The 18,742-nt window shown below is 59.8% G+C and carries 18 protein-coding genes; 12 read left to right on the top strand and 6 right to left on the bottom strand.

Going from position 1 to position 18,742, the window contains the following annotated elements; translation table 11 throughout:
- Positions 1–142 precede the first annotated feature (142 nt).
- The 6 genes from ACYZT2_RS13320 to fabI are packed head-to-tail and all read left to right on the top strand — an operon-like array spanning position 143 to position 8,340.
- Entirely contained in the window at positions 143–1,975 is a 1,833-nt protein-coding gene (locus ACYZT2_RS13320; RefSeq protein WP_461972758.1) for an extracellular solute-binding protein, read from the top strand.
- A complete protein-coding gene (locus tag ACYZT2_RS13315) occupies positions 1,972–3,813 on the top strand; it encodes an extracellular solute-binding protein (RefSeq protein ID WP_461972756.1) in 1,842 nt (613 codons plus the stop codon). Before ACYZT2_RS13320 ends, ACYZT2_RS13315 begins: the two co-directional genes overlap by 4 nt.
- A gap of 4 nt (positions 3,814–3,817) precedes the next feature.
- On the top strand, positions 3,818–4,891 hold the full coding sequence (locus ACYZT2_RS13310; RefSeq protein WP_007906757.1) for a microcin C ABC transporter permease YejB: 1,074 nt from the start codon (positions 3,818–3,820) through the stop codon (positions 4,889–4,891).
- 1 nt (position 4,892) lies between these two features.
- Positions 4,893–5,912 (top strand): ABC transporter permease, encoded by a 1,020-nt coding sequence (locus tag ACYZT2_RS13305; protein ID WP_448723916.1) that lies wholly within the window; start codon positions 4,893–4,895, stop codon positions 5,910–5,912.
- A 1-nt stretch (position 5,913) separates the two neighbouring features.
- The gene (locus tag ACYZT2_RS13300; RefSeq protein WP_461972753.1) at positions 5,914–7,524 is read left to right on the top strand and encodes an ABC transporter ATP-binding protein; all 1,611 of its coding nucleotides are present in this window, start codon (positions 5,914–5,916) and stop codon (positions 7,522–7,524) included.
- 21 nt (positions 7,525–7,545) lie between these two features.
- Complete coding sequence (gene fabI / locus ACYZT2_RS13295; RefSeq protein ID WP_090282903.1) at positions 7,546–8,340, top strand: enoyl-ACP reductase FabI; 795 nt, start codon at positions 7,546–7,548, stop codon at positions 8,338–8,340.
- A gap of 180 nt (positions 8,341–8,520) precedes the next feature.
- Here the strand turns inward: fabI and ACYZT2_RS13290 are convergent, their stop codons facing one another.
- The gene (locus ACYZT2_RS13290) at positions 8,521–9,387 is read right to left on the bottom strand and encodes a LysR family transcriptional regulator (protein WP_461972751.1); all 867 of its coding nucleotides are present in this window, start codon (positions 9,385–9,387) and stop codon (positions 8,521–8,523) included.
- Between the two features lie 113 nt (positions 9,388–9,500).
- Here ACYZT2_RS13290 and ACYZT2_RS13285 point away from each other — a divergent pair, with 113 nt between their 5' ends.
- Both ACYZT2_RS13285 and ACYZT2_RS13280 read left to right on the top strand, forming a co-directional pair.
- Positions 9,501–9,926, top strand: coding sequence for a VOC family protein (locus tag ACYZT2_RS13285; protein WP_461972750.1), 426 nt, complete (start codon positions 9,501–9,503; stop codon positions 9,924–9,926).
- Positions 9,923–11,200, top strand: coding sequence for an amidase (locus ACYZT2_RS13280; protein ID WP_461972748.1), 1,278 nt, complete (start codon positions 9,923–9,925; stop codon positions 11,198–11,200). The genes ACYZT2_RS13285 and ACYZT2_RS13280 overlap by 4 nt, the downstream gene beginning before the upstream one ends.
- On the opposite strand, the gene ACYZT2_RS13275 is transcribed toward ACYZT2_RS13280, so the two are convergent.
- The 4 genes from ACYZT2_RS13275 to ACYZT2_RS13260 all read right to left on the bottom strand — a co-directional run bounded on the left by ACYZT2_RS13275 (position 11,191) and on the right by ACYZT2_RS13260 (position 15,108).
- Positions 11,191–11,805, bottom strand: a complete 615-nt coding sequence (locus ACYZT2_RS13275) for a GGDEF domain-containing protein (RefSeq protein WP_461972746.1) — start codon at positions 11,803–11,805, stop codon at positions 11,191–11,193. The genes ACYZT2_RS13280 and ACYZT2_RS13275 overlap by 10 nt on opposite strands.
- A 74-nt stretch (positions 11,806–11,879) precedes the next feature.
- Positions 11,880–12,458: a hypothetical protein gene (locus tag ACYZT2_RS13270; protein ID WP_461972744.1), complete on the bottom strand. Its 579-nt coding sequence runs from the start codon at positions 12,456–12,458 to the stop codon at positions 11,880–11,882.
- Position 12,459: 1 nt separating this feature from the next.
- Entirely contained in the window at positions 12,460–14,628 is a 2,169-nt protein-coding gene (locus ACYZT2_RS13265) for a xanthine dehydrogenase family protein molybdopterin-binding subunit (protein ID WP_461972742.1), read from the bottom strand.
- Between the two features lie 24 nt (positions 14,629–14,652).
- Entirely contained in the window at positions 14,653–15,108 is a 456-nt protein-coding gene (locus ACYZT2_RS13260) for a (2Fe-2S)-binding protein (protein ID WP_007906916.1), read from the bottom strand.
- A gap of 356 nt (positions 15,109–15,464) precedes the next feature.
- Here ACYZT2_RS13260 and ACYZT2_RS13255 point away from each other — a divergent pair, with 356 nt between their 5' ends.
- Together ACYZT2_RS13255 and ACYZT2_RS13250 are read left to right on the top strand one after the other, a co-directional pair.
- The gene (locus tag ACYZT2_RS13255) at positions 15,465–15,968 is read left to right on the top strand and encodes a VOC family protein (RefSeq protein WP_461973100.1); all 504 of its coding nucleotides are present in this window, start codon (positions 15,465–15,467) and stop codon (positions 15,966–15,968) included.
- A gap of 34 nt (positions 15,969–16,002) precedes the next feature.
- Positions 16,003–16,836, top strand: a complete 834-nt coding sequence (locus ACYZT2_RS13250; RefSeq protein ID WP_461972739.1) for an AraC family ligand binding domain-containing protein — start codon at positions 16,003–16,005, stop codon at positions 16,834–16,836.
- Between the two features lie 310 nt (positions 16,837–17,146).
- Here the strand turns inward: ACYZT2_RS13250 and ACYZT2_RS13245 are convergent, their stop codons facing one another.
- Positions 17,147–17,734, bottom strand: a complete 588-nt coding sequence (locus ACYZT2_RS13245; RefSeq protein ID WP_461972737.1) for a LysE family translocator — start codon at positions 17,732–17,734, stop codon at positions 17,147–17,149.
- 225 nt (positions 17,735–17,959) lie between these two features.
- On the opposite strand from ACYZT2_RS13245, the gene ACYZT2_RS13240 reads away from it, so the two are divergent.
- Positions 17,960–18,172, top strand: coding sequence for a DUF1059 domain-containing protein (locus tag ACYZT2_RS13240; protein ID WP_008074349.1), 213 nt, complete (start codon positions 17,960–17,962; stop codon positions 18,170–18,172).
- A 247-nt stretch (positions 18,173–18,419) separates the two neighbouring features.
- Entirely contained in the window at positions 18,420–18,710 is a 291-nt protein-coding gene (locus tag ACYZT2_RS13235; RefSeq protein ID WP_461972735.1) for a hypothetical protein, read from the top strand.
- The last annotated feature ends 32 nt before the right edge of the window (positions 18,711–18,742 follow it).

Here is an 18,742-nt window from a genome sequence, read left to right as displayed (position 1 = left end):
AGCCGAACGCAGGCTTCGCCAGCTGCTACAAGGCGTTCACCGACACAATTAACCGCGCATTAACCCCCCGTCTTTTTCCTGTCGATACAAGCTGTTACTGTACGGCCCACAAAGCCCAAGCCGCCTGGATCGGATCTCTGACTTGAAGCGTCCCCTCCTCCTGCTCCTGATCAGCCTGGCCTTGAGCTCCCCCGCAAGCGCGACGATCAGCGAAAGCCATGGTTATGCGCAGTTCGGCACGCTCAAGTACCCGGCCAGATTTACCCACTTCGACTGGGTCAACCCGCAAGCGCCCAAGGGCGGTACGTTGCGGGTAATGGCGTTTGGCACCTTCGATACGCTCAACCCTTACACATTCAAAGGCTCGAGCCCGGTTTCCACCGGCAACTTCCTGCAATACGGCATCAACGAACTCAATGAACCGTTGATGGTCGGCACCGGCCAATACGCGCCATCTGGTGATGAGCCGACCTCCAGTTATGGCCTGATTGCCCAATCGGTGGAACACAGCGAAGACCGCAGCTGGGTGGTGTTCAACCTGCGCCCCGAAGCGCGCTTCCACGATGGCACGCCGATCACCGCTTACGACGTGGCGTTCTCGTACCGGTTGCTGCTCAAGGACGGTCACCCGCAATACCGCACCAACCTTCAGGAAGTGTCGCGGGTCGATATCCTCAATCCACGGCGCATCCGTTTCGTCTTCAAACGTGCTGGCAATCCGCTGTTGATCCTGCGCCTGGGCGAGTTGCCGGTGCTGCCCCAGCATTACTGGGAAGGTCGCGACTTCAAGGCCACCACCTTCGAGCCGCCATTGGGCAGCGGGCCGTATCGCATCACCTCGGTAACGCCCGGGCGGCAGATTATCTTCGAACGGGTCAAGGATTATTGGGGCAAGGACCTGCCGGTCAATCGCGGCAAGTACAACGTCGATCGCATGGAAGTCGAGTTCTACCGTGACAGCGACGTGGCTTTCGAAGCGTTCAAGGCCGGTGAGTTCGACATCTACATCGAGCATCAGGCGAAGAACTGGGCCAACGGCTACAACTTCCCGGCCGTGCGCCGTGGCGATGTGATCAAGGCGCAAATCGCGCATCAGATCCCGACCCAGAGCCAGGGCCTGTTCATGAACACCCGGCGACCGGCCTTCGCCGAGGCCAAGGTCCGCGAAGCGCTGGGGCTGATGTTCGACTTCGAGTGGACCAACCGCACGCTGTTCAGCGGCGCCTACAAGCGGGCCATGAGCTATTACCCCAACAGCGAGTTCTCCGCCACCGGGCTACCAGTCGGTCATGAATGGCTGCTGCTCAAGCCCTATCGCGATCAGTTGCCCGCCAAGCTACTCACCGAGCCGTTCAGCCTGCCGCAGACCGAAGGCCGCGGCATTCCGCGAGAAACCATGCGCAAGGCCCTGGAGCTGCTCGCCGAGGCCGGTTGGAAGCTCAGCGGTCAGCGGCTACAGAACAGCATCGGCCAACCGTTGCGCTTCGAGATCCTGCTGGTCAACCCGAACCTGGAACGCATTCTTCAACCTTACGTCGAGAACCTCGCCAGCATCGGCATCGATGCACGGCTGCGCACTGTTGATCGTGCCCAGTACAAACAACGCCTCGATCAGTTCGATTTCGACATGATCCTGATGACCCTCAACCAGACCCTCAGCCCGGGCCTGGAACAATGGCAGTACTTCCACTCCAGCCAGGTCGGGGTCAAGGGCAGCAAGAATTACGCAGGTATCGCCAACCCGGTGGTCGACCATTTGCTCGAACAACTGCTCGCCGCCCAGACCCGTGATGCACAAGTCGCCGCCGGCAAGGCGCTCGACCGGGTGCTGCTGTGGCAGCACTACATCATTCCCAACTGGTACCTCAATTATCACCGCCTGGCCTACCGCAACCGGTTCGCCTTCGTCACCACGCCGCCCTATACCCTGGGCCTGAGCGCGTGGTGGCTGAAATCTTCGGAGCAAGATCGATGAAATCCGTACGCGCCCTGCTCTTGCAGGCCAGCGGTCTGTTGTTCGCTGGGCTGGCCTGCGCCGCTCCGCAACATGCCCTGACCCTGTACAACGAGCCGCCGAAATACCCGGCCGATTTCAAACATTTCGATTACGTAAACCCCGACGCGCCCAAGGGCGGGGTCTTCCGCCAGGCCGGGTTCGGTGGCTTCGACAGCCTTAACCCGTTCATCAACAAAGGCGTGCCGGCCGACGACATCAGCATGATCTACGACACCCTGGCCAAACAGAGTCTGGATGAGCCATTTACCGAATACGGACTGATCGCCGGCAAAATCGAAAAAGCCCCGGACAACAGTTGGGTGCGTTTCTACCTGCGTCCCGAAGCACGCTTCCATGACGGCCACCCGGTACGCGCCGAAGATGTGGTGTTCAGCTTCCAGACCCTGATCAAGGACGGCGCCCCGCTCTTCCGCGGCTATTACAGCGACGTGGAAGAAGTGGTCGCCGAAGACCCGCTGAAGGTGCTGTTCAAGTTCAAGCACAAAAACAACCGTGAATTGCCGCTGATCCTCGGCCAGTTGCCGGTGCTGCCCAAGCATTGGTGGGCTACCCGCGACTTCAACAAGGGCAACCTGGAATTGCCGCTGGGCAGCGGCCCGTACAAAGTCAGCGAAGTGAAGGCCGGACGTTCGGTGCGCTATGAGCGGGTCAAGGATTACTGGGGCAAGGACCTGCCGGTCAATCGCGGCTTCTACAACTTCGACGTGCTGACCACCGACTACTACCGCGACAACACCGTCGCGCTGGAAGCGCTCAAGGCCGGTCAGTTCGACTACTGGCTGGAATCGGCCGCGAAAAACTGGGCCAAGGCCTACAACATTCCAGCGGTGACCGAAGGTCGGCTGATCAAGGAAGAAATCCCGAATGGCAACCCCACCGGCATGCAAGGCTTCGTGTTCAACCTGCGCCGTCCGGTGTTTCAGGACGTGCGCGTGCGTCAGGCACTGACCCTGTTGCTGGACTTCGAATGGACCAACAAGCAACTGTTCAACGGCGCCTATGCGCGCACCCGCAGTTACTTCGAAAACTCGGAAATGGCTGCCACTGGCCTGTTGGACGCCGATCAACTGGCGATCCTCGACCCGTTCCGCGGCAAGATTCCCGAGCAAGTGTTCAGCGAAGCGTTCCAGAACCCGGTGACCGACGCCAGCGGCATGATCCGCACCCAGCAACGCAAGGCCTATCAACTGCTGCAAGAGGCCGGCTGGCGGATCGCCGACGACAAAATGGTCGACGCCACCGGCAAACCAGTGACCATCGAATTCCTGCTGGCCCAGACCGAGTTCGAGCGGGTGCTGCTGCCGTTCAAGCGCAACCTCAGCGACCTCGGCATAGACCTGGTGATTCGCCGGGTCGACGTCTCGCAATACATCAACCGTGTGCGCTCGCGGGACTTCGACATGATCGTCGGCAGCTTCCCGCAGTCCAACTCACCGGGCAACGAACAGCGTGAGTTCTGGATGACCGACGCAGCCGACAAACCCGGCAGCCGCAACTCCATGGGCCTGAAAGACCCGGTGGTGGACCAACTGGTCGAGCAACTGATCAACGCCGATTCGCGCCAAAGCCTGGTGGCCCACGCCCGAGCGCTGGACCGGGTGCTGCAATGGGGCTATTACGTGATCCCCAACTGGCACATCAAGACCTGGCGCGTGGCGTACTGGAGCCACATCGGCCATCCGAAGGTTTCGCCCAAATATGACATCGGCATCAATACCTGGTGGGTCAAGCCCGACGCGTCACTGCCGATAGAAGTCGAAACCAAACTGCAAGCCGACCCTGCGGGCACGGAGTAATCAGATGCTGGCGTATATTTTTCGGCGACTGCTGCTGATCATCCCGACCCTGCTCGGCATTCTGCTGATCAACTTCGTGATCATCCAGGCCGCCCCCGGCGGGCCGGTGGAACAGATGATCGCCAAGCTCGAAGGCTTCGAAGGCGCCACCAGCCGCATTGCCGGCGGCGGCGCCGAAGTGTCGGTGGCCGGCTCGGCCTATCGCGGCGCCCAAGGCTTGGACCCGGCATTGGTCAAGGAAATCGAGCACATGTACGGCTTCGACAAATCGGCGCCGGAACGTTTGTGGATCATGATCAAGAACTACGCCACCCTGGATTTCGGCGACAGCTTCTTTCGTGACGCCAAGGTCATCGACCTGATCAAGGAAAAGATGCCGGTGTCGATCTCCCTGGGGCTGTGGAGCACGCTGATCATGTACCTGGTGTCGATCCCGCTGGGGATCGCCAAGGCGACGCGACACGGCAGCCACTTCGACGTCTGGACCAGTTCGGCAATCATCGTCGGCTACGCGATCCCGGCGTTCCTGTTCGCCATCCTGCTGATTGTGGTGTTCGCCGGCGGCAGCTATTTCGACTGGTTCCCGCTACGGGGCCTGACCTCGAACAACTTCGACGAACTCAGCACCGGCGGCAAGATCCTCGACTATTTCTGGCACCTGGCACTGCCGGTGACCGCATTGGTAATCGGCAACTTCGCGACCATGACGCTGCTGACCAAGAACAGCTTCCTCGATGAAATCAACAAGCAATACGTGGTCACCGCCAAGGCCAAGGGCCTGACCCGTCACCGCGTGCTGTACGGCCATGTATTTCGCAACGCCATGCTGTTGGTGATCGCCGGTTTTCCTTCAGCGTTCATCGGGATCTTTTTCACCGGCTCGTTGCTGGTGGAAGTGATTTTCTCCCTCGACGGCCTCGGTTTGATGAGTTTTGAGGCAGCGATCAACCGCGATTACCCGGTGGTTTTCGGCACGCTGTTCATCTTCACCCTGCTGGGGCTGGTGGTGAAATTGATCGGTGACCTCACTTACACCTTTGTCGATCCGCGCATCGACTTCGAAAGCCGGGAGCATTGAGATGAACCTGTCCCCTCTCAATCGCCGACGTTTCGAACTGTTCAAGGCCAACAAGCGTGGCTGGTGGTCGCTGTGGCTGTTCCTGATTCTGTTCGGCGCAAGCCTCGGTGCCGAACTGATCGCCAACGACAAACCGCTGGTGGTGCATTACGACAACGCCTGGTACTTCCCGGCCCTCAAGCGCTACCCGGAAACCGCGTTCGGCGGCGAATTCCCGCTGGAAGCCAACTACAAGAGCCCCTACATCCGTGAACTGCTCAAGGCCAAGGATGCCTGGGTCTTGTGGGCGCCGATCCCCTACAGCTACCAGAGTATCAACTACGACCTGAAAGTCCCGGCCCCGGCGCCGCCGTCCACCGACAACTTGCTGGGTACCGACGATCAGGGCCGCGATGTGCTGGCCCGGGTGATTTATGGCTTCCGGATTTCGGTGCTGTTTGCTTTGACGCTGACCATTCTCAGTTCGATCATCGGCGTGATCGCCGGGGCCTTGCAGGGCTTTTATGGCGGCTGGGTCGATCTGGCCGGGCAGCGTTTTCTGGAAATCTGGTCCGGGTTGCCGGTGCTGTACCTGCTGATCATCCTCGCCAGCTTCGTGCAGCCGAATTTCTGGTGGCTGCTGGGGATCATGCTGCTGTTCTCGTGGATGAGCCTGGTGGATGTGGTGCGCGCCGAGTTCCTGCGCGGCCGGAATCTGGAATACGTGCGCGCGGCCCGGGCGCTGGGCATGCAGAATGGTGCGATCATGTTCCGCCACATCCTGCCCAACGCGATGGTCTCGACCATGACCTTCATGCCGTTCATCCTGACTGGCGCCATCGGCACGCTGACCGCCCTGGACTTCCTCGGCTTCGGCCTGCCGCCGGGAGCGCCGTCCCTGGGTGAACTGGTGGCACAGGGCAAATCCAATCTGCAAGCGCCGTGGCTCGGTATGAGTGCGTTTGCGGTGCTGGCGCTGATGTTGAGTCTGCTGGTGTTCATCGGCGAGTCCGCTCGCGATGCCTTCGACCCGAGGAAGTGAAATGAATCAGGACAATCTGATCGAAGTGCGCGACCTGGCCGTCGAATTCATCGTCGGCGAGCGCGTTCAGCGGGTGGTCGAAGGCGTGAGCTTCGACATCAAGCGCGGCGAAACCCTGGCGTTGGTGGGCGAAAGCGGCTCCGGCAAATCGGTGACCGCCCACTCGATCCTGCGACTGCTGCCCTACCCGCTGGCCCGGCATCCGTCCGGCACCATTACCTATTCCGACCAGAACCTGCTGGCCCTGAAAGAGAAAACCATCCGCCACATCCGCGGCAACCGGATCGCGATGATCTTTCAAGAGCCGATGACCTCGCTCAATCCGCTGCATTCGATCGAGAAGCAGATCAACGAGGTGTTGGGCATCCACAAAGGCCTGACCGGCAAAATCGCGACAAAGCGCACGCTGGAACTGCTGGAAATGGTCGGCATCCCCGAACCGCAGAAGCGTCTCAAGGCCCTGCCCCACGAATTGTCCGGTGGCCAGCGTCAGCGGGTGATGATTGCGATGGCCTTGGCCAACGAGCCGGAACTGTTGATCGCCGACGAACCGACCACGGCGCTGGACGTGACCGTTCAACTGAAAATTCTCGAACTGCTCAAGGAATTGCAGGCCCGTCTGGGCATGGCGTTGTTACTGATCAGTCATGATTTGAACCTTGTACGAAGAATTGCGCATCGGGTATGTGTCATGCAGCGCGGTTGCATCGTCGAACAGGCATCGTGCGAAGAATTGTTCCGCGCGCCGCAGCATCCGTACACGCGGGAACTGCTGGCAGCGGAGCCCAGCGGCAAGCCGGCGACCAATGTGATTGGCCCGCCGTTGCTGCAGGTCGAGGACCTGAAAGTCTGGTTCCCGATCAAGAAAGGCTTTCTGAAAAAGACCGTGGACCATATCAAAGCGGTCGACGGCATTAATTTCAGCCTGCCCCAGGGCCAGACGCTGGGGATTGTGGGAGAAAGCGGTTCCGGCAAATCGACGCTCGGCCTGGCAATATTGCGGCTGATCGGTAGCAAAGGCACCATCCGTTTTGAAGGCAAGCAGCTAGACTGCCTGACGCAGAGTGAGGTTCGGCCGCTGCGGCGGGAAATGCAGGTGGTGTTCCAGGACCCGTTCGGCAGCCTGAGCCCACGGATGTGCGTGAGCCAGATCGTCGGCGAAGGCCTGCGGATCCACAAGATGGGCACCGAGGCAGAACAGGAACAAGCGATTATTGCGGCACTCAAGGAGGTAGGTCTGGACCCGGAAACCCGGCACCGCTACCCCCACGAATTTTCCGGTGGGCAACGGCAGAGAATCGCCATTGCCCGGGCATTAGTGCTAAAACCGGCGTTGATTTTGCTGGACGAGCCGACGTCGGCCCTCGACCGGACCGTGCAACGCCAAGTGGTGGAGCTGCTACGTTCACTGCAAACCAAGTACAACCTGACGTATCTGTTTATCAGCCATGACCTGGCTGTCGTCAAAGCGCTGAGCCACCAGCTGATGGTGGTCAAGCATGGCCAAGTGGTCGAACAGGGAGACGCGCAAAGTATCTTTGCCGCCCCCAAACATCCGTATACACAGCAGTTGCTGGAAGCCGCTTTTCTGGCACCAGCCACTGCGCAATAAACCTGAAAAGAGGAGCAACACATGGGTTTTCTCGCCGGTAAGCGCGTACTGATCGTCGGTGTCGCCAGCAAGCTGTCCATCGCATCCGGCATCGCTGCCGCCATGCATCGCGAGGGCGCTGAGCTTGCCTTCACTTATCAGAACGACAAACTCAAGGGTCGTGTCGAAGAATTCGCACAAGGCTGGGGCTCGAGCCCTGAGCTGTGCTTCCCGTGCGACGTGGCCAGCGATGAAGAAATCGCCAAGGTCTTCGAAGAGTTGAGCAAGAAGTGGGACGGCCTGGATTGCATCGTGCACTCCGTCGGCTTCGCCCCGGGCGACCAACTGGACGGCGACTTCACCGAAGCCACCACCCGTGAAGGTTTCCGCATCGCTCACGACATCAGCGCCTACAGCTTCGTGGCCCTGGCCAAGGCTGGCCGCGAAATGATGAAAGGCCGCAATGGCAGCCTGCTGACCCTTTCGTACCTGGGCGCCGAGCGCACCATGCCGAACTACAACGTGATGGGCATGGCCAAGGCTTCGCTGGAAGCTGGCGTGCGTTACCTGGCCGGCTCCCTGGGCCCGGACGGCACCCGCGTCAACTGCGTATCGGCTGGCCCGATCCGCACCCTCGCCGCTTCCGGCATCAAGAACTTCCGCAAGATGCTGGCCGCCAACGAAGCGCAAACCCCGCTGCGTCGTAACGTCACCATCGACGAAGTCGGCAACGCCGGCGCCTTCCTGTGCTCGGACCTGGCGTCCGGCATCAGCGGCGAAATCATGTACGTAGACGGCGGCTTCAACACCACCGCCATGGGCAACATCGAAGAGTGATCTTCGGTTAGCCATCAAAAAACCCGCCTCTTCAGGCGGGTTTTTTTATGCCTGCCATTTCAAAATCGATGCAGCCCCCTGTGGGAGCGAGCCTGCTCGCGATAGCGGTTCGTCAGTCGATACATGCAGTGCGTCTGACATTGTCATCGCGAGCAGGCTCGCTCCCACAGGGGATGGTGTTCAGTCGTCAATTGGAGACAGACATTGGGCAAACAGCAGTTGAATCGGCAGGCTCCGCTGGCTATAACGCTGCAACAACACGATCTCCCGGTAGAACGTCAGCTCACCCAACGGGATGATCCGCACCTTCGCCCCATGCTCAAGCCACAGCCCCGCCTCGGGTAATAGCGAAACACCCAACCCGCATTCGACCATTTTGACGATAGCTTCCAGCTCATCCAGCTCCAGAGCCACCTGCACATCGATCTGCTGCTCGCGTAAAAAACGAGTCACCAAGCGCCCACCGAAAGAATTGCGGTCGTAGCGTACGTGAGGGTGGTTGGCGAGTAACAGCAGCGGGTCGTCGCCCTCAAGGTCTGCCGGCACGATCAGCACAAACGGCTCCCGGCGAATGACTTGCACCGACAATTCCTTGGGTAGTTCAAATGGCGGCTTGATCAGAATCGCCAGGTCCACTTCGCCGGTGTCCACCTGACTCAACAGATTCAGGGATACCCCCGGCACCAGCTTCGCCTCCAGCAATGGCGCCTGTTGCCGGAGTCGCAACAGCGCGCGCGGCAACAACCCGGTCTGGACGGTGGCCACCGCGCCGATCTTCAATTCGCCACGAAACTCGCCGACGCTATCACTGACGGCCATGCGGTTGAAGGTCTCAAGGATTTCCCGCGCCATCGGCAACGCCCGCTGCCCCGCCGCGTTGAGAATCGCCTGGCGTCCGGTGCGATCGAACAGGCGAATGCCCAACGCCTGTTCGAGGTTGCGGATCTGCGCGCTGACCGCCGACTGCGTCAGGCCAATGTGCATACCTGCCGCAGCGAACGTGCCATGACGGGTCACGGCAATGAAGGTTTTCAGTTCACGCAGCATGGGGCCCCCTATTGATCGAAATAATTTGAGCTCGCCGCAAAAACTATCCTCTTTCAATCAAAAAGCACAGGGCTAAACTCGATCTTAATTCTCAACCCGTCGAGGCACGCCCAATGCAATTGTCCCCTTTTCACTTGGCCATCCCGGTTTACGACTTGGCCGCTGCCCGACGTTTCTATGGCGAAGTGTTCGGCCTGGAAGAAGGTCGCTCCAGCGATCACTGGGTCGATTTCAACTTTTTCGGTCATCAACTGGTGATTCATCTGGCACCGAAAAACGTTTCTCAGGAAGTAGCCCATACCAATGCCGTGGATGGCCACGACGTACCGGTGCCGCATTTCGGTGTGGTATTGGGAATGGAGGAATGGGAGACGCTGGCCGAGCGCTTGAAAGCTCTTGGCACGCGCTTCGTGATCGAACCGGGTATCCGCTTTCAGGGATCGGTGGGCGAACAAGCGACGATGTTTCTCTTCGATCCCTGCGGCAATGCCCTGGAGTTCAAGGCATTCAAAAATATCAATCAGTTGTTCGCCAAATGATCGGCCCTACCCTTGATGCCACCGCCCTCAGTGAAGCGGTGGTCAATGGCAATACAACCGCTGCCGCCATCGCCGAAGCCTTTCTTGAACGCATTCAGGCGCAGGAATCGGATATCCAGGCCTTCGTCTCGTTCGACGCCCAGCAGGTACGCGTCGATGCTGCGCAAAACAATGACCGAGGCCTGCTGGCCGGCGTGCCCGTCGGCATCAAGGACATCTTCGACACCGCTGCCTATCCGACGCAATTCTATTCGCCGATTTATGCCGGCCATCAACCGTCCCGGGACGCCCACGTGGTGACGCTGCTGCGCCAGGCCGGAGCGCTGATCATGGGCAAGACCCACACCACCGAGTTTGCGTACATGCACACCGGCCCGACCCGCAATCCCCACGACCTCGCTCGCACGCCGGGCAGCTCCAGCGCGGGTTCGGCAGCCGGGATGGCGGCAGGTTTCTTTGCTTTGGCACTGGGCACACAGACCGCTGGCTCGCTGCTCAAGCCGGCGTCCTACTGCGGCCTCTTCGCCTTCAAACCGTCGTTGGGCCTGGTGTCGCTGGAAGGTGTAAAACCGCTGGCGCCGAGCTTCGACACCGTGGGCTGGTATGGACGATCAATGCGCGATCTGCACCTCGTGGCGCGAGTGTTGATTCCCGGCTTCCTGGTACCTGAGGTCGAACGGCGTCCGCTGCAATTGGGTTTCTGCCGTACGTCACGCTGGGATCAAGTAGACCCCGAAGTGGCCCGTGCTCTGGAACAGGCAGCGGATCAGTTGCGTAGCGCCGGCCATCACGTGAGCGAAGTGCCGCTGCCGGATGAGTTTGAGGGGGTGTTCGACGATCATCAGTTGATTAACGATTGCGAAGGTGCCCGTTCACTGGCGAAGGAATTTCAGCGACACCGGCCACAATTGAGCCCTTCGATACAGGCCATGTTCGAGCGAGCGGCGGCGACAGCGTGGGAACAGGAATCCGCCGCCAAGGCGCGCCTGGCTAATCTTGCCCCTCGCTTGAATGAGCTTTGCCAACCTTTCGACGCCATGCTCGGCGCCACTTGCGGGATGGTCGCACCAATGGGCCTGGAAAGCACCGGACCGTCGGATTTCATCAAGTTCTGGGGCGCGTTTGGCTGGCCGCAGGTGAATATCCCGCTGATACGCGCCCAAGCCATGTTGCCTATAGGGTTACAGATAATCGGGAGGTTCAGAGACGATGCTCGGCTGTTGCGAACAGCCGAGCACATTGCAGCGGTCTTGCAAGACGCCACTCAAGAATGAGGAGCGTCGAACTGTCGGTCGCACATCGCCTTATCGACCAAGGCCAACAAGTCTTGCGCTGTCTGGTGTAGCCGAGAATCAAACTCGATCTGCCCGACGCTGAAGCGAATGTTATAGCCACGATGCACCGTGGCATTGCGCTCATCGAGTATTTCTTCGAGCCGCGCTCTGATCGCGGCGATTTCCACGGCGTCCGCGCCGGTCAACAAGGCGGCAAACTCATCGCTGCCCAGCCGGCCGATCACATCGCTTTCACGAAAGGCGATGCGCAGGACATCGGCAAAGGTTTTCAGGGCATTGTCGCCCTCGGCGCGACCGTACAGCTGGTTGATGCGCTTGAAGTCATCAAGGTCGAAAAACAGCAGGGTCGCTGGTTTGCCCAACTGCTGACAGGCTTCCAACCCTAACTGAGCCAAGGCCTCGAAGCCATGACGATTGGAGAGCAGCGTCAGTTCGTCCATGCTCGCCATCTGCACGCCCATCAGCTCTTGCTCGGCCTTTCGCGCCAGATCGCGCAGTACATCGCGATCTGCGCTGTCGAGGGCATTCGGCGCACGCATGTCTGCGCCAGCGCCGGGTTTGAGCGGTTTGCCTGGGGTTAACATCACTCACTCCTTTGATGGGTATGAACGTTAGAGTCGCTCATACCCGATATGACTCCCTATAAACGCGCCGCTGGTCAGCTACCTGCCACCGGACACGGCCCTCCAGCATCGGCCCAGAGTTTGAACTGGGTGACGAAGATATCGTGGGGCACCGGCACCGGCGCCCGCCCCTCACCCGGATTCCAGCCCCAAAGCACCAGCTTATCGTCGCTGACGTGCTTGATCAGCGCCGCAAAATCACGATCGCCATTGCTGGAACGGTCCTTGATCATCGCGCACAACTTGTCGGCCGGCAGACCGATCCAGGCCATTTTGTGCGCGGCCGGCGGCAGGCTCCAATGCGGTGCTCCGGGCGGCGAGTTGGGGCCATAACTGGCCGGCGGATTGCGTTCGGCATGACAACTGGCACACGGCAAACCGGCTGCGCCCTTACCGTCCAGGCCGCGAACCACATTCATTGCGTGAGGAACACCGGCGTCGAACTGCAACGGCGAGTCGCCAGGGATATGACAGTTCTGGCAACGCGGGTTCTGGAACACTTTCTGCACCGTGTCGAACGCCTTCACCGCCTCTTTATCATCAGCGAACAGGTCCGAGGCATAGCCACCCAGGCCTATCAGCATCACCGCGCCAAGAAGCGCATGTCGTCTCATCTCACACCCCCGACAGTTGCAACGGCAGTTCCCGCAGACGCTGCCCCGTCAGGGCAAACACCGCGTTCGCCACTGCCGGCGCCACCGGAGGCACACCGACCTCGCCGATGCCACCGGGCTTGTCGCTGCTGGGGACAATGTGCACCTCGACCACCGGCATCTCGTTCAGGCGCAACACCTGATAGTCGTGATAATTGGACTGCTGCACCTGACCGTTCTTGAACGTCAGTTTGCTGTGCAAGGTAAATCCGAGACCGAAGGTGATGCCCGATTCCATCTGCGCGGCGATGCTCTGAGGGTTGACCGCAATGCCGCAATCCACGGCACACACCACCCGGTGCACGCGAATTGCCAGATTGTCCTGGGACACCTCGGCCACCTGGGCGACATAACTGCCGAAGGACTCATGCACCGCCACACCCAATGCGTGGCCGTCCGGCAACGGTGCTTTCCAGTTGGCTTTCTCTACCGCCAGATTCAATACACCGAGATGCCGTGGATGCGCCTTGAGCAAAGCGCGTCGGTATTCCACCGGATCCTTGCCGGCGGCGTCTGCCAGCTCATCGATCAACGACTCCATGACGAATGCAGTGTGGGTGTGCCCCACCGAGCGCAGCCACAGCACGCTGATGCCGGTTTGCGGTGAATGCAGTTCGACCTGGTGGTTGGCCAGCCCCACAAGATAAGGACTGTCGGCCACGCCTTCGACGGAGGTTTTGTCGACGCCATCCTTGACCATGGTCGCCGCGAACGAGGTGCCCGTCAGGATCGACTGCCCGACCAGCACATGCTTCCAGGCCATTGGCATGCCGTCGGCACCCAGCCCGATACGCGCCTGATGCAAAAACGCCGAGCGGTAGTAACCGCCGCGAATGTCGTCCTCTCGGGCCCAGACGGTTTTCACTGGCCCGCCCGCTGCCTTGGCGACGTACACCGCTTCGCTGACAAAATCCGAGGTCGGATTGGCCCGACGCCCGAAGCCGCCGCCGAGGAATTGGGTGTGGATCTCGACCTGCTCGGGTTTGAGTCCGGTGATCTTCCCCGCGATTATCTGATCAAGTGTCTGAAACTGCGTGCCGGTCCAGATTTCGCATTTATCCTTGGAGATTTTCACCGTGCAGTTGAGCGGTTCCATCGGCGCGTGAGCCAGGTACGGCACGCTGTATTCGGCTTCAATGGTCTTCGCCGCTTTGCCTAGCGTCGCCGTCGCATCCCCGGCCTTGCTGGCAGAAGTGCCGGGGGTGGCGGCGAGTTTACGAAAGCTCTCCAGCAGCTGTTGGCTGTCGAGCCCGGCGTTCGGCCCCAGGTCCCATTCGACCTTCAGCGCGTCGCGTCCCAGCTTCGCCGCCCAATAATGATCGGCAATCACCGCGACACCCGTGGGTACCTGCACCACTTTGTGCACGCCCGGCACCGCCAGTGCCTCGGCGCCTTCGAAGGATTTTACGCTGCCACCGAACACCGGTGGGCGAGCGACCATCGCCGTCATCAGCCCATCGAATTGCACGTCCATGCCGAACTTCGCCTGCCCGGTGATTTTCTCCGGGGTGTCGAGGCGCTTGGTGGGTTTGCCGATGACTTTCCAGTCTTTGGCTTCCTTGAACTTGATCGAGGCCGGATCCGGCACCGGTAACTTGGCGGCGTCATCCGCGAGTTCGCCGTAAGTGGCGCGTTTGTCGCCGGCAATGACCACGCCCGATTCGGTGCGAATCTGCGAAGGCGCCACGTCGAATCGCTTGGCCGCCGCCTCGATCAGCATCAAGCGCGCCGCCGCTCCGGCCTGGCGATAGCGGTCGAACTCCATCCAGGTCGACGTCGAACCGCCAGTGATCTGCATCCCGCCAAACCCCGGCAGGCCATAATCGGCCGCCGAGGCTGGCGCATGCTCGACGCGGATTTTCGACCAGTCGGCGTCCAGCTCTTCGGCGATCAACATGGTCAGGCCAGTCCAGATGCCCTGGCCCATTTCCGAATGACCGAGCAGCACGGTGATGCTGTTGTCGTTGCCAATCCGTAAAAAAGCATTGGGGGCGAAGACGTTTCCTTGATTCTCGGCGCCGAGGGCAAAGCGATTGGCGCCCGGGATGACAAACGCCACCACCAGACCGCCGCCCAACACCGCACTGCCCTTGAGAAAACCGCGACGCGAGACAGGGTTGATTCTGTTCATGGGTCAGCTCCCTTCGACGTGATATCAACCGATCTCGGCGGCGCGTTTGACCGCGGCGCGGATTCTTGGGTAGGTGCCGCAGCGGCAGATATTGCCGGACAGTGCCTGGTCAATATCGCTGTCGGTGGGCTTGGGGATCTTCGCCAGCAACGCGGCCGCCGACATGATCTGCCCCGACTGGCAATAACCACACTGGACCACGTCGAGTTCGGCCCAGGCTTGCTGGACCGGGTGCGAGCCATCGGCGGACAAGCCTTCGATGGTGAGAATTTTCTGCCCGTGGGCCACCGCCGTGGCGGGCGTAATGCAGGAGCGCAGCGGCGCGCCGTCGACGTGTACGGTGCAAGCGCCGCACTGGGCCATGCCGCAACCGAACTTGGTGCCCGTCAGGTGCGCAACATCGCGCAGCACCCAGAGCAACGGCATGTCCGCGGGGACATCCAGTTCCTGGTCCTTGCCATTGATATTAAGGGTCAGCATTGCGGATTTCCTCAGACTCACGGTGTTCTGAAGGGGCGCCTCTGCCTCGACGCCATCATTTTTTTTGTAGGAGCGAGGCTTGCCCGCGAAGGCGTCATTGCTGTCACACCGCGTTATCGTTCTTCGCGAGCAAGCTTCGCTCCTACAAGGTCGGCGGTTACGCGCGCCTTGGGTTATCCCTACAGCTAAGCGCAATTTGACCCACAAGCCATGTTCATCGACCACCGGTCGCTGCCCATTCGCTCTAAACGGGTTGAGGGGAATTCTCGCGACTTGTCGATCTATGGCACAACCGGACCACCACAGGCTGACTACGCTGATAATCCAGAGTGATTAACCCGCAGAGGAGCATCGCCATGCACCGCGTTCAAAAACTCACGCCCTGCCTGTGGTTCGACGATCAGGCCGAGGAGGCCGCGAAGTTTTACTGCGCGATCTTCGATCATTCAAAAATCACGGCCACCACCCACTACAGCAAGGCCGGTTTCGAATTACATGGTCGGCCGGAAGGCTCAGTGATGACAGTCAGCTTCGAACTCGATGGGCAGAGCTTCACAGGCCTTAACGGTGGCCCGGTGTTCAAGTTCAATGAGGCGATCTCATTCCAGGTCAATTGCCACACTCAGGAAGAAATCGACCACTTCTGGGGGCGCCTGTCTGCGGGCGGTCCCGTTGAAGCCCAGCAATGCGGCTGGCTGAAGGATAAATTCGGCGTGTCATGGCAGGTCGTGCCGGTCGTTCTGATGGACATGATGAAAGACCCCGACACAGCCAAATCCCAGCGCGCGATGGCAGCGATGCTACAAATGAAAAAACTCGACATTGCCCCGCTGCAACGAGCCTTTGACGGCGAGAGCTAATACACTCCAAAGCTGAACCGCCGAGGACACCGAGATGAAGCACACCGTTGCCAAAGATGCAGACAAAGCCCCGCGTTTCTGGCGCGACGACGCCCTGCCCTTCATCGAAGCCCGCTCCATCGCCGACGGTCGCGAGGTCTGCTACAGCCGCCATTCTCACGCGCATTTCTCCATTGGCGCGATTACCGCCGGGCGCAGCATCTATATCCACGAGCAATCGGAATCTCAGGTCAGTGCCGGCACCGTGGTGCTGATGAATCCGGGCGATGTGCATGCCTGCAATCCGATCGACGACCAGCCGTGGTCGTACCTGATGCTGTACGTCGAGACGCCTTGGCTGACCGATTTACAGCATCAGCTCGGCTTCAGCCAGGACTCGGCGTTTCGCCGGTTCTCCATCACCCACAATCGTGACGTCGAACTGTTTACCGGCCTTAAGAATTTGTACGAGGTGTTGATCAACCCGCAGCAAGACGCGCTGTACAAGCACAGCGCGGCGGTGGAGTTTTTCACCGAGGTGCAACAGCGGCTCAACCCCGTCGATCAACCGCTGCGCGAACCCAATTTCAAGCTGGAACGGGCCGCCGACTATATCCGCGATAACTGCACGCAGATGCTCAAGCTCGAGGACATTTGCGAAGCGGCGCAACTGTCGCCGTCGTACCTGATCCGCGCGTTCAAGCAGCATTACGGCATGACGCCCCATGCGTTTCTGGTCAACCAGCGCATCCAGTTCGCCCGGGACCGACTGCGTAGCGGCAAGTTGATTGCCGATGTGGCGCTGGAAGCCGGGTTTGCTGATCAGGCGCATTTTCAGCGCGCGTTCAAACAGCATCTGGCGGCGACACCGGGGCAGTATCGCGGCTGAGTCAAGCGACTCAAAACCTGTGGGAGCGGGCTTGTCCTAATGCCAGTCAGTTAATCCGTAATGCGATCTGTAGCAGCTGGCGAAGCCTGCGTTCGGCTGCGAAGCAGTCGTAAAATCAGAGATCGCGGTATGTCAGGCAGACCGCATCAGCCGGATTCACGACTGCTACGCAGCCGAACGCAGGCTTCGCCAGCTGCTACAAAGAGTGCGTCGCGGATGAAATTGCTTAACTGATTGGCATTAGGACAAGCCCGCTCCCACAGGGAAAGCAATGGCAATAAGAGTTGTGCCGGGAACCACCATCGCAAACCTACGGCAACAGCAAATACCCCGCACTCACCGCCAGCAACGACGCCATGACCCGATTGAACAGGCGCATTCCCGCCGGATTGCTCAGGTAGCCGCGCAAAAACGTCCCGGCATATGCCCAGCAACCCACCGACAAGTAGCAGATCACCAGATACACCGCCGCAAATTGCCACACCAACTGCGCTTCGCCATCGGCAACAAACGCCCCCATCCCGGCCACGCAGGCCAGCCAGGCTTTCGGGTTGAGCCATTGCATCACCGCCCCATACAGCATCGACGGCGCCCGACCTGACTCCTTGGCATCGAGCTGACCGTTATCAGTGGCCAATTTGAAAGCCATGAACAATAGAAACGCCACGCCCGCCCATTGAACCACCCGCGTCAGCGCCGGCCAACGCTGCAACACCTCATGCAAACCCAACCCCATCAGCACCAACAGCAGCACGAACCCCAGAGTCGCCCCGGCCACATGCCGCTGACTGGCGCGAAAGCCGAACTGCGCGCCAGAGCTCAACGCCACGATGTTCACCGGCCCAGGGGTAATGGAAGCGGCCAGCGCAAACGCGGCCATGGAAAGAACAAGACTCATCGCATACCTCTTCAATTCAGTTGAACCAGGCCTCAAGGTAAAGAGCCGCCTGAACGACGTATTGAAGAAAACTCCCCTCTGCGTTATTGCAAACCTGTCGGGGCCTATACTTCAAGAGTCGGCACGCTCGAAGCGACCTGCAATCGTGTTTGATGTACGGGGTATCGCGTCGAGTGATCGTTCACGCAGGCCACGGCCTGCCTTCGTCGTAGGGAGGAGAAGATCATGGCGCGTAAATACATCGACTGCCGCGAGTTTCCAAGCGATTCCAAATGCTCGGTCGCGCTGTCCGCAGACTCTGAAAACGAACTGCTTGAGGCCGCCGCACAGCATGCGGTCAGCGTTCACAAGCACACCGATTCACCGGAACTGCGTGCTCAACTGAAAACAATGTTTCACGACGGCACCCCGCCTGTTGAAGCACCGCGTCCCGCTTGAGAAGGAGACCCGCCTACGGGAGCATACGGGAACATAAAAGGGACAGACCACGATTTCAGGCATATGCCCAGCAATCGTGGTCTGTCCCTTGTTTCCCCGACCAAAAGTGGCCGATGGTCGTTGCATTTCGCTCGTGGCCAGCGTTTGGCTAAGCTGAATAAACCGGGACGAACTGAAACCTTAGTAATGGTGGCCATTAACGGATCTGGATTGGCATAAAAACGGGTAACTCCCAAAGGAGACGACCATGTATGCGGTTATAAGAACCTACTTGGGTGCTGGAGCAAAGCAGCTTTTCGAGCTTTTAGAAGAGCGCAAGGCCGACGTCGAAGCTACCCTGCGGACAGTGCCTGGCCTGGTAAGTTACACACTGCTGAATACGGGTGATGGCGGTACGGCGGTGACTGTTTGCACGGACAAGGCTGGCAGCGATGCGAGCTTGAAAGTCGCGCGCGACTGGATTCAGAAAAACGCATCGAATATCCACGCGAACCCGCCGATCGTGACGGAAGGTCCGGTCATTGTGCAGATCAAATAGCACGCGCTTCCAGTTGATCTTAAATTAAAAGG

The organism is Pseudomonas sp. MDT1-85, assembly GCF_054898065.1.
This window is presented reverse-complemented; position numbering and strand designations above follow the sequence as displayed.

Excerpts from the sequence above, each read along its gene's own strand:
- ACYZT2_RS13315 (WP_461972756.1), top strand. The coding sequence starts at position 1,972 with ATGAAATCCGTACGCGCCCTGCTCTTGCAGGCCAGCGGTCTGTTGTTC.
- ACYZT2_RS13310 (WP_007906757.1), top strand. The coding sequence starts at position 3,818 with ATGCTGGCGTATATTTTTCGGCGACTGCTGCTGATCATCCCGACCCTG.
- ACYZT2_RS13305 (WP_448723916.1), top strand. The coding sequence starts at position 4,893 with ATGAACCTGTCCCCTCTCAATCGCCGACGTTTCGAACTGTTCAAGGCC.
- ACYZT2_RS13300 (WP_461972753.1), top strand. The coding sequence starts at position 5,914 with ATGAATCAGGACAATCTGATCGAAGTGCGCGACCTGGCCGTCGAATTC.
- fabI (WP_090282903.1), top strand. The coding sequence starts at position 7,546 with ATGGGTTTTCTCGCCGGTAAGCGCGTACTGATCGTCGGTGTCGCCAGC.
- ACYZT2_RS13290 (WP_461972751.1), bottom strand. The coding sequence starts at position 9,387 with ATGCTGCGTGAACTGAAAACCTTCATTGCCGTGACCCGTCATGGCACG.
- ACYZT2_RS13285 (WP_461972750.1), top strand. The coding sequence starts at position 9,501 with ATGCAATTGTCCCCTTTTCACTTGGCCATCCCGGTTTACGACTTGGCC.
- ACYZT2_RS13280 (WP_461972748.1), top strand. The coding sequence starts at position 9,923 with ATGATCGGCCCTACCCTTGATGCCACCGCCCTCAGTGAAGCGGTGGTC.
- ACYZT2_RS13275 (WP_461972746.1), bottom strand. The coding sequence starts at position 11,805 with ATGTTAACCCCAGGCAAACCGCTCAAACCCGGCGCTGGCGCAGACATG.
- ACYZT2_RS13270 (WP_461972744.1), bottom strand. The coding sequence starts at position 12,458 with ATGAGACGACATGCGCTTCTTGGCGCGGTGATGCTGATAGGCCTGGGT.
- ACYZT2_RS13265 (WP_461972742.1), bottom strand. The coding sequence starts at position 14,628 with ATGAACAGAATCAACCCTGTCTCGCGTCGCGGTTTTCTCAAGGGCAGT.
- ACYZT2_RS13260 (WP_007906916.1), bottom strand. The coding sequence starts at position 15,108 with ATGCTGACCCTTAATATCAATGGCAAGGACCAGGAACTGGATGTCCCC.
- ACYZT2_RS13255 (WP_461973100.1), top strand. The coding sequence starts at position 15,465 with ATGCACCGCGTTCAAAAACTCACGCCCTGCCTGTGGTTCGACGATCAG.
- ACYZT2_RS13250 (WP_461972739.1), top strand. The coding sequence starts at position 16,003 with ATGAAGCACACCGTTGCCAAAGATGCAGACAAAGCCCCGCGTTTCTGG.
- ACYZT2_RS13245 (WP_461972737.1), bottom strand. The coding sequence starts at position 17,734 with ATGAGTCTTGTTCTTTCCATGGCCGCGTTTGCGCTGGCCGCTTCCATT.
- ACYZT2_RS13240 (WP_008074349.1), top strand. The coding sequence starts at position 17,960 with ATGGCGCGTAAATACATCGACTGCCGCGAGTTTCCAAGCGATTCCAAA.
- ACYZT2_RS13235 (WP_461972735.1), top strand. The coding sequence starts at position 18,420 with ATGTATGCGGTTATAAGAACCTACTTGGGTGCTGGAGCAAAGCAGCTT.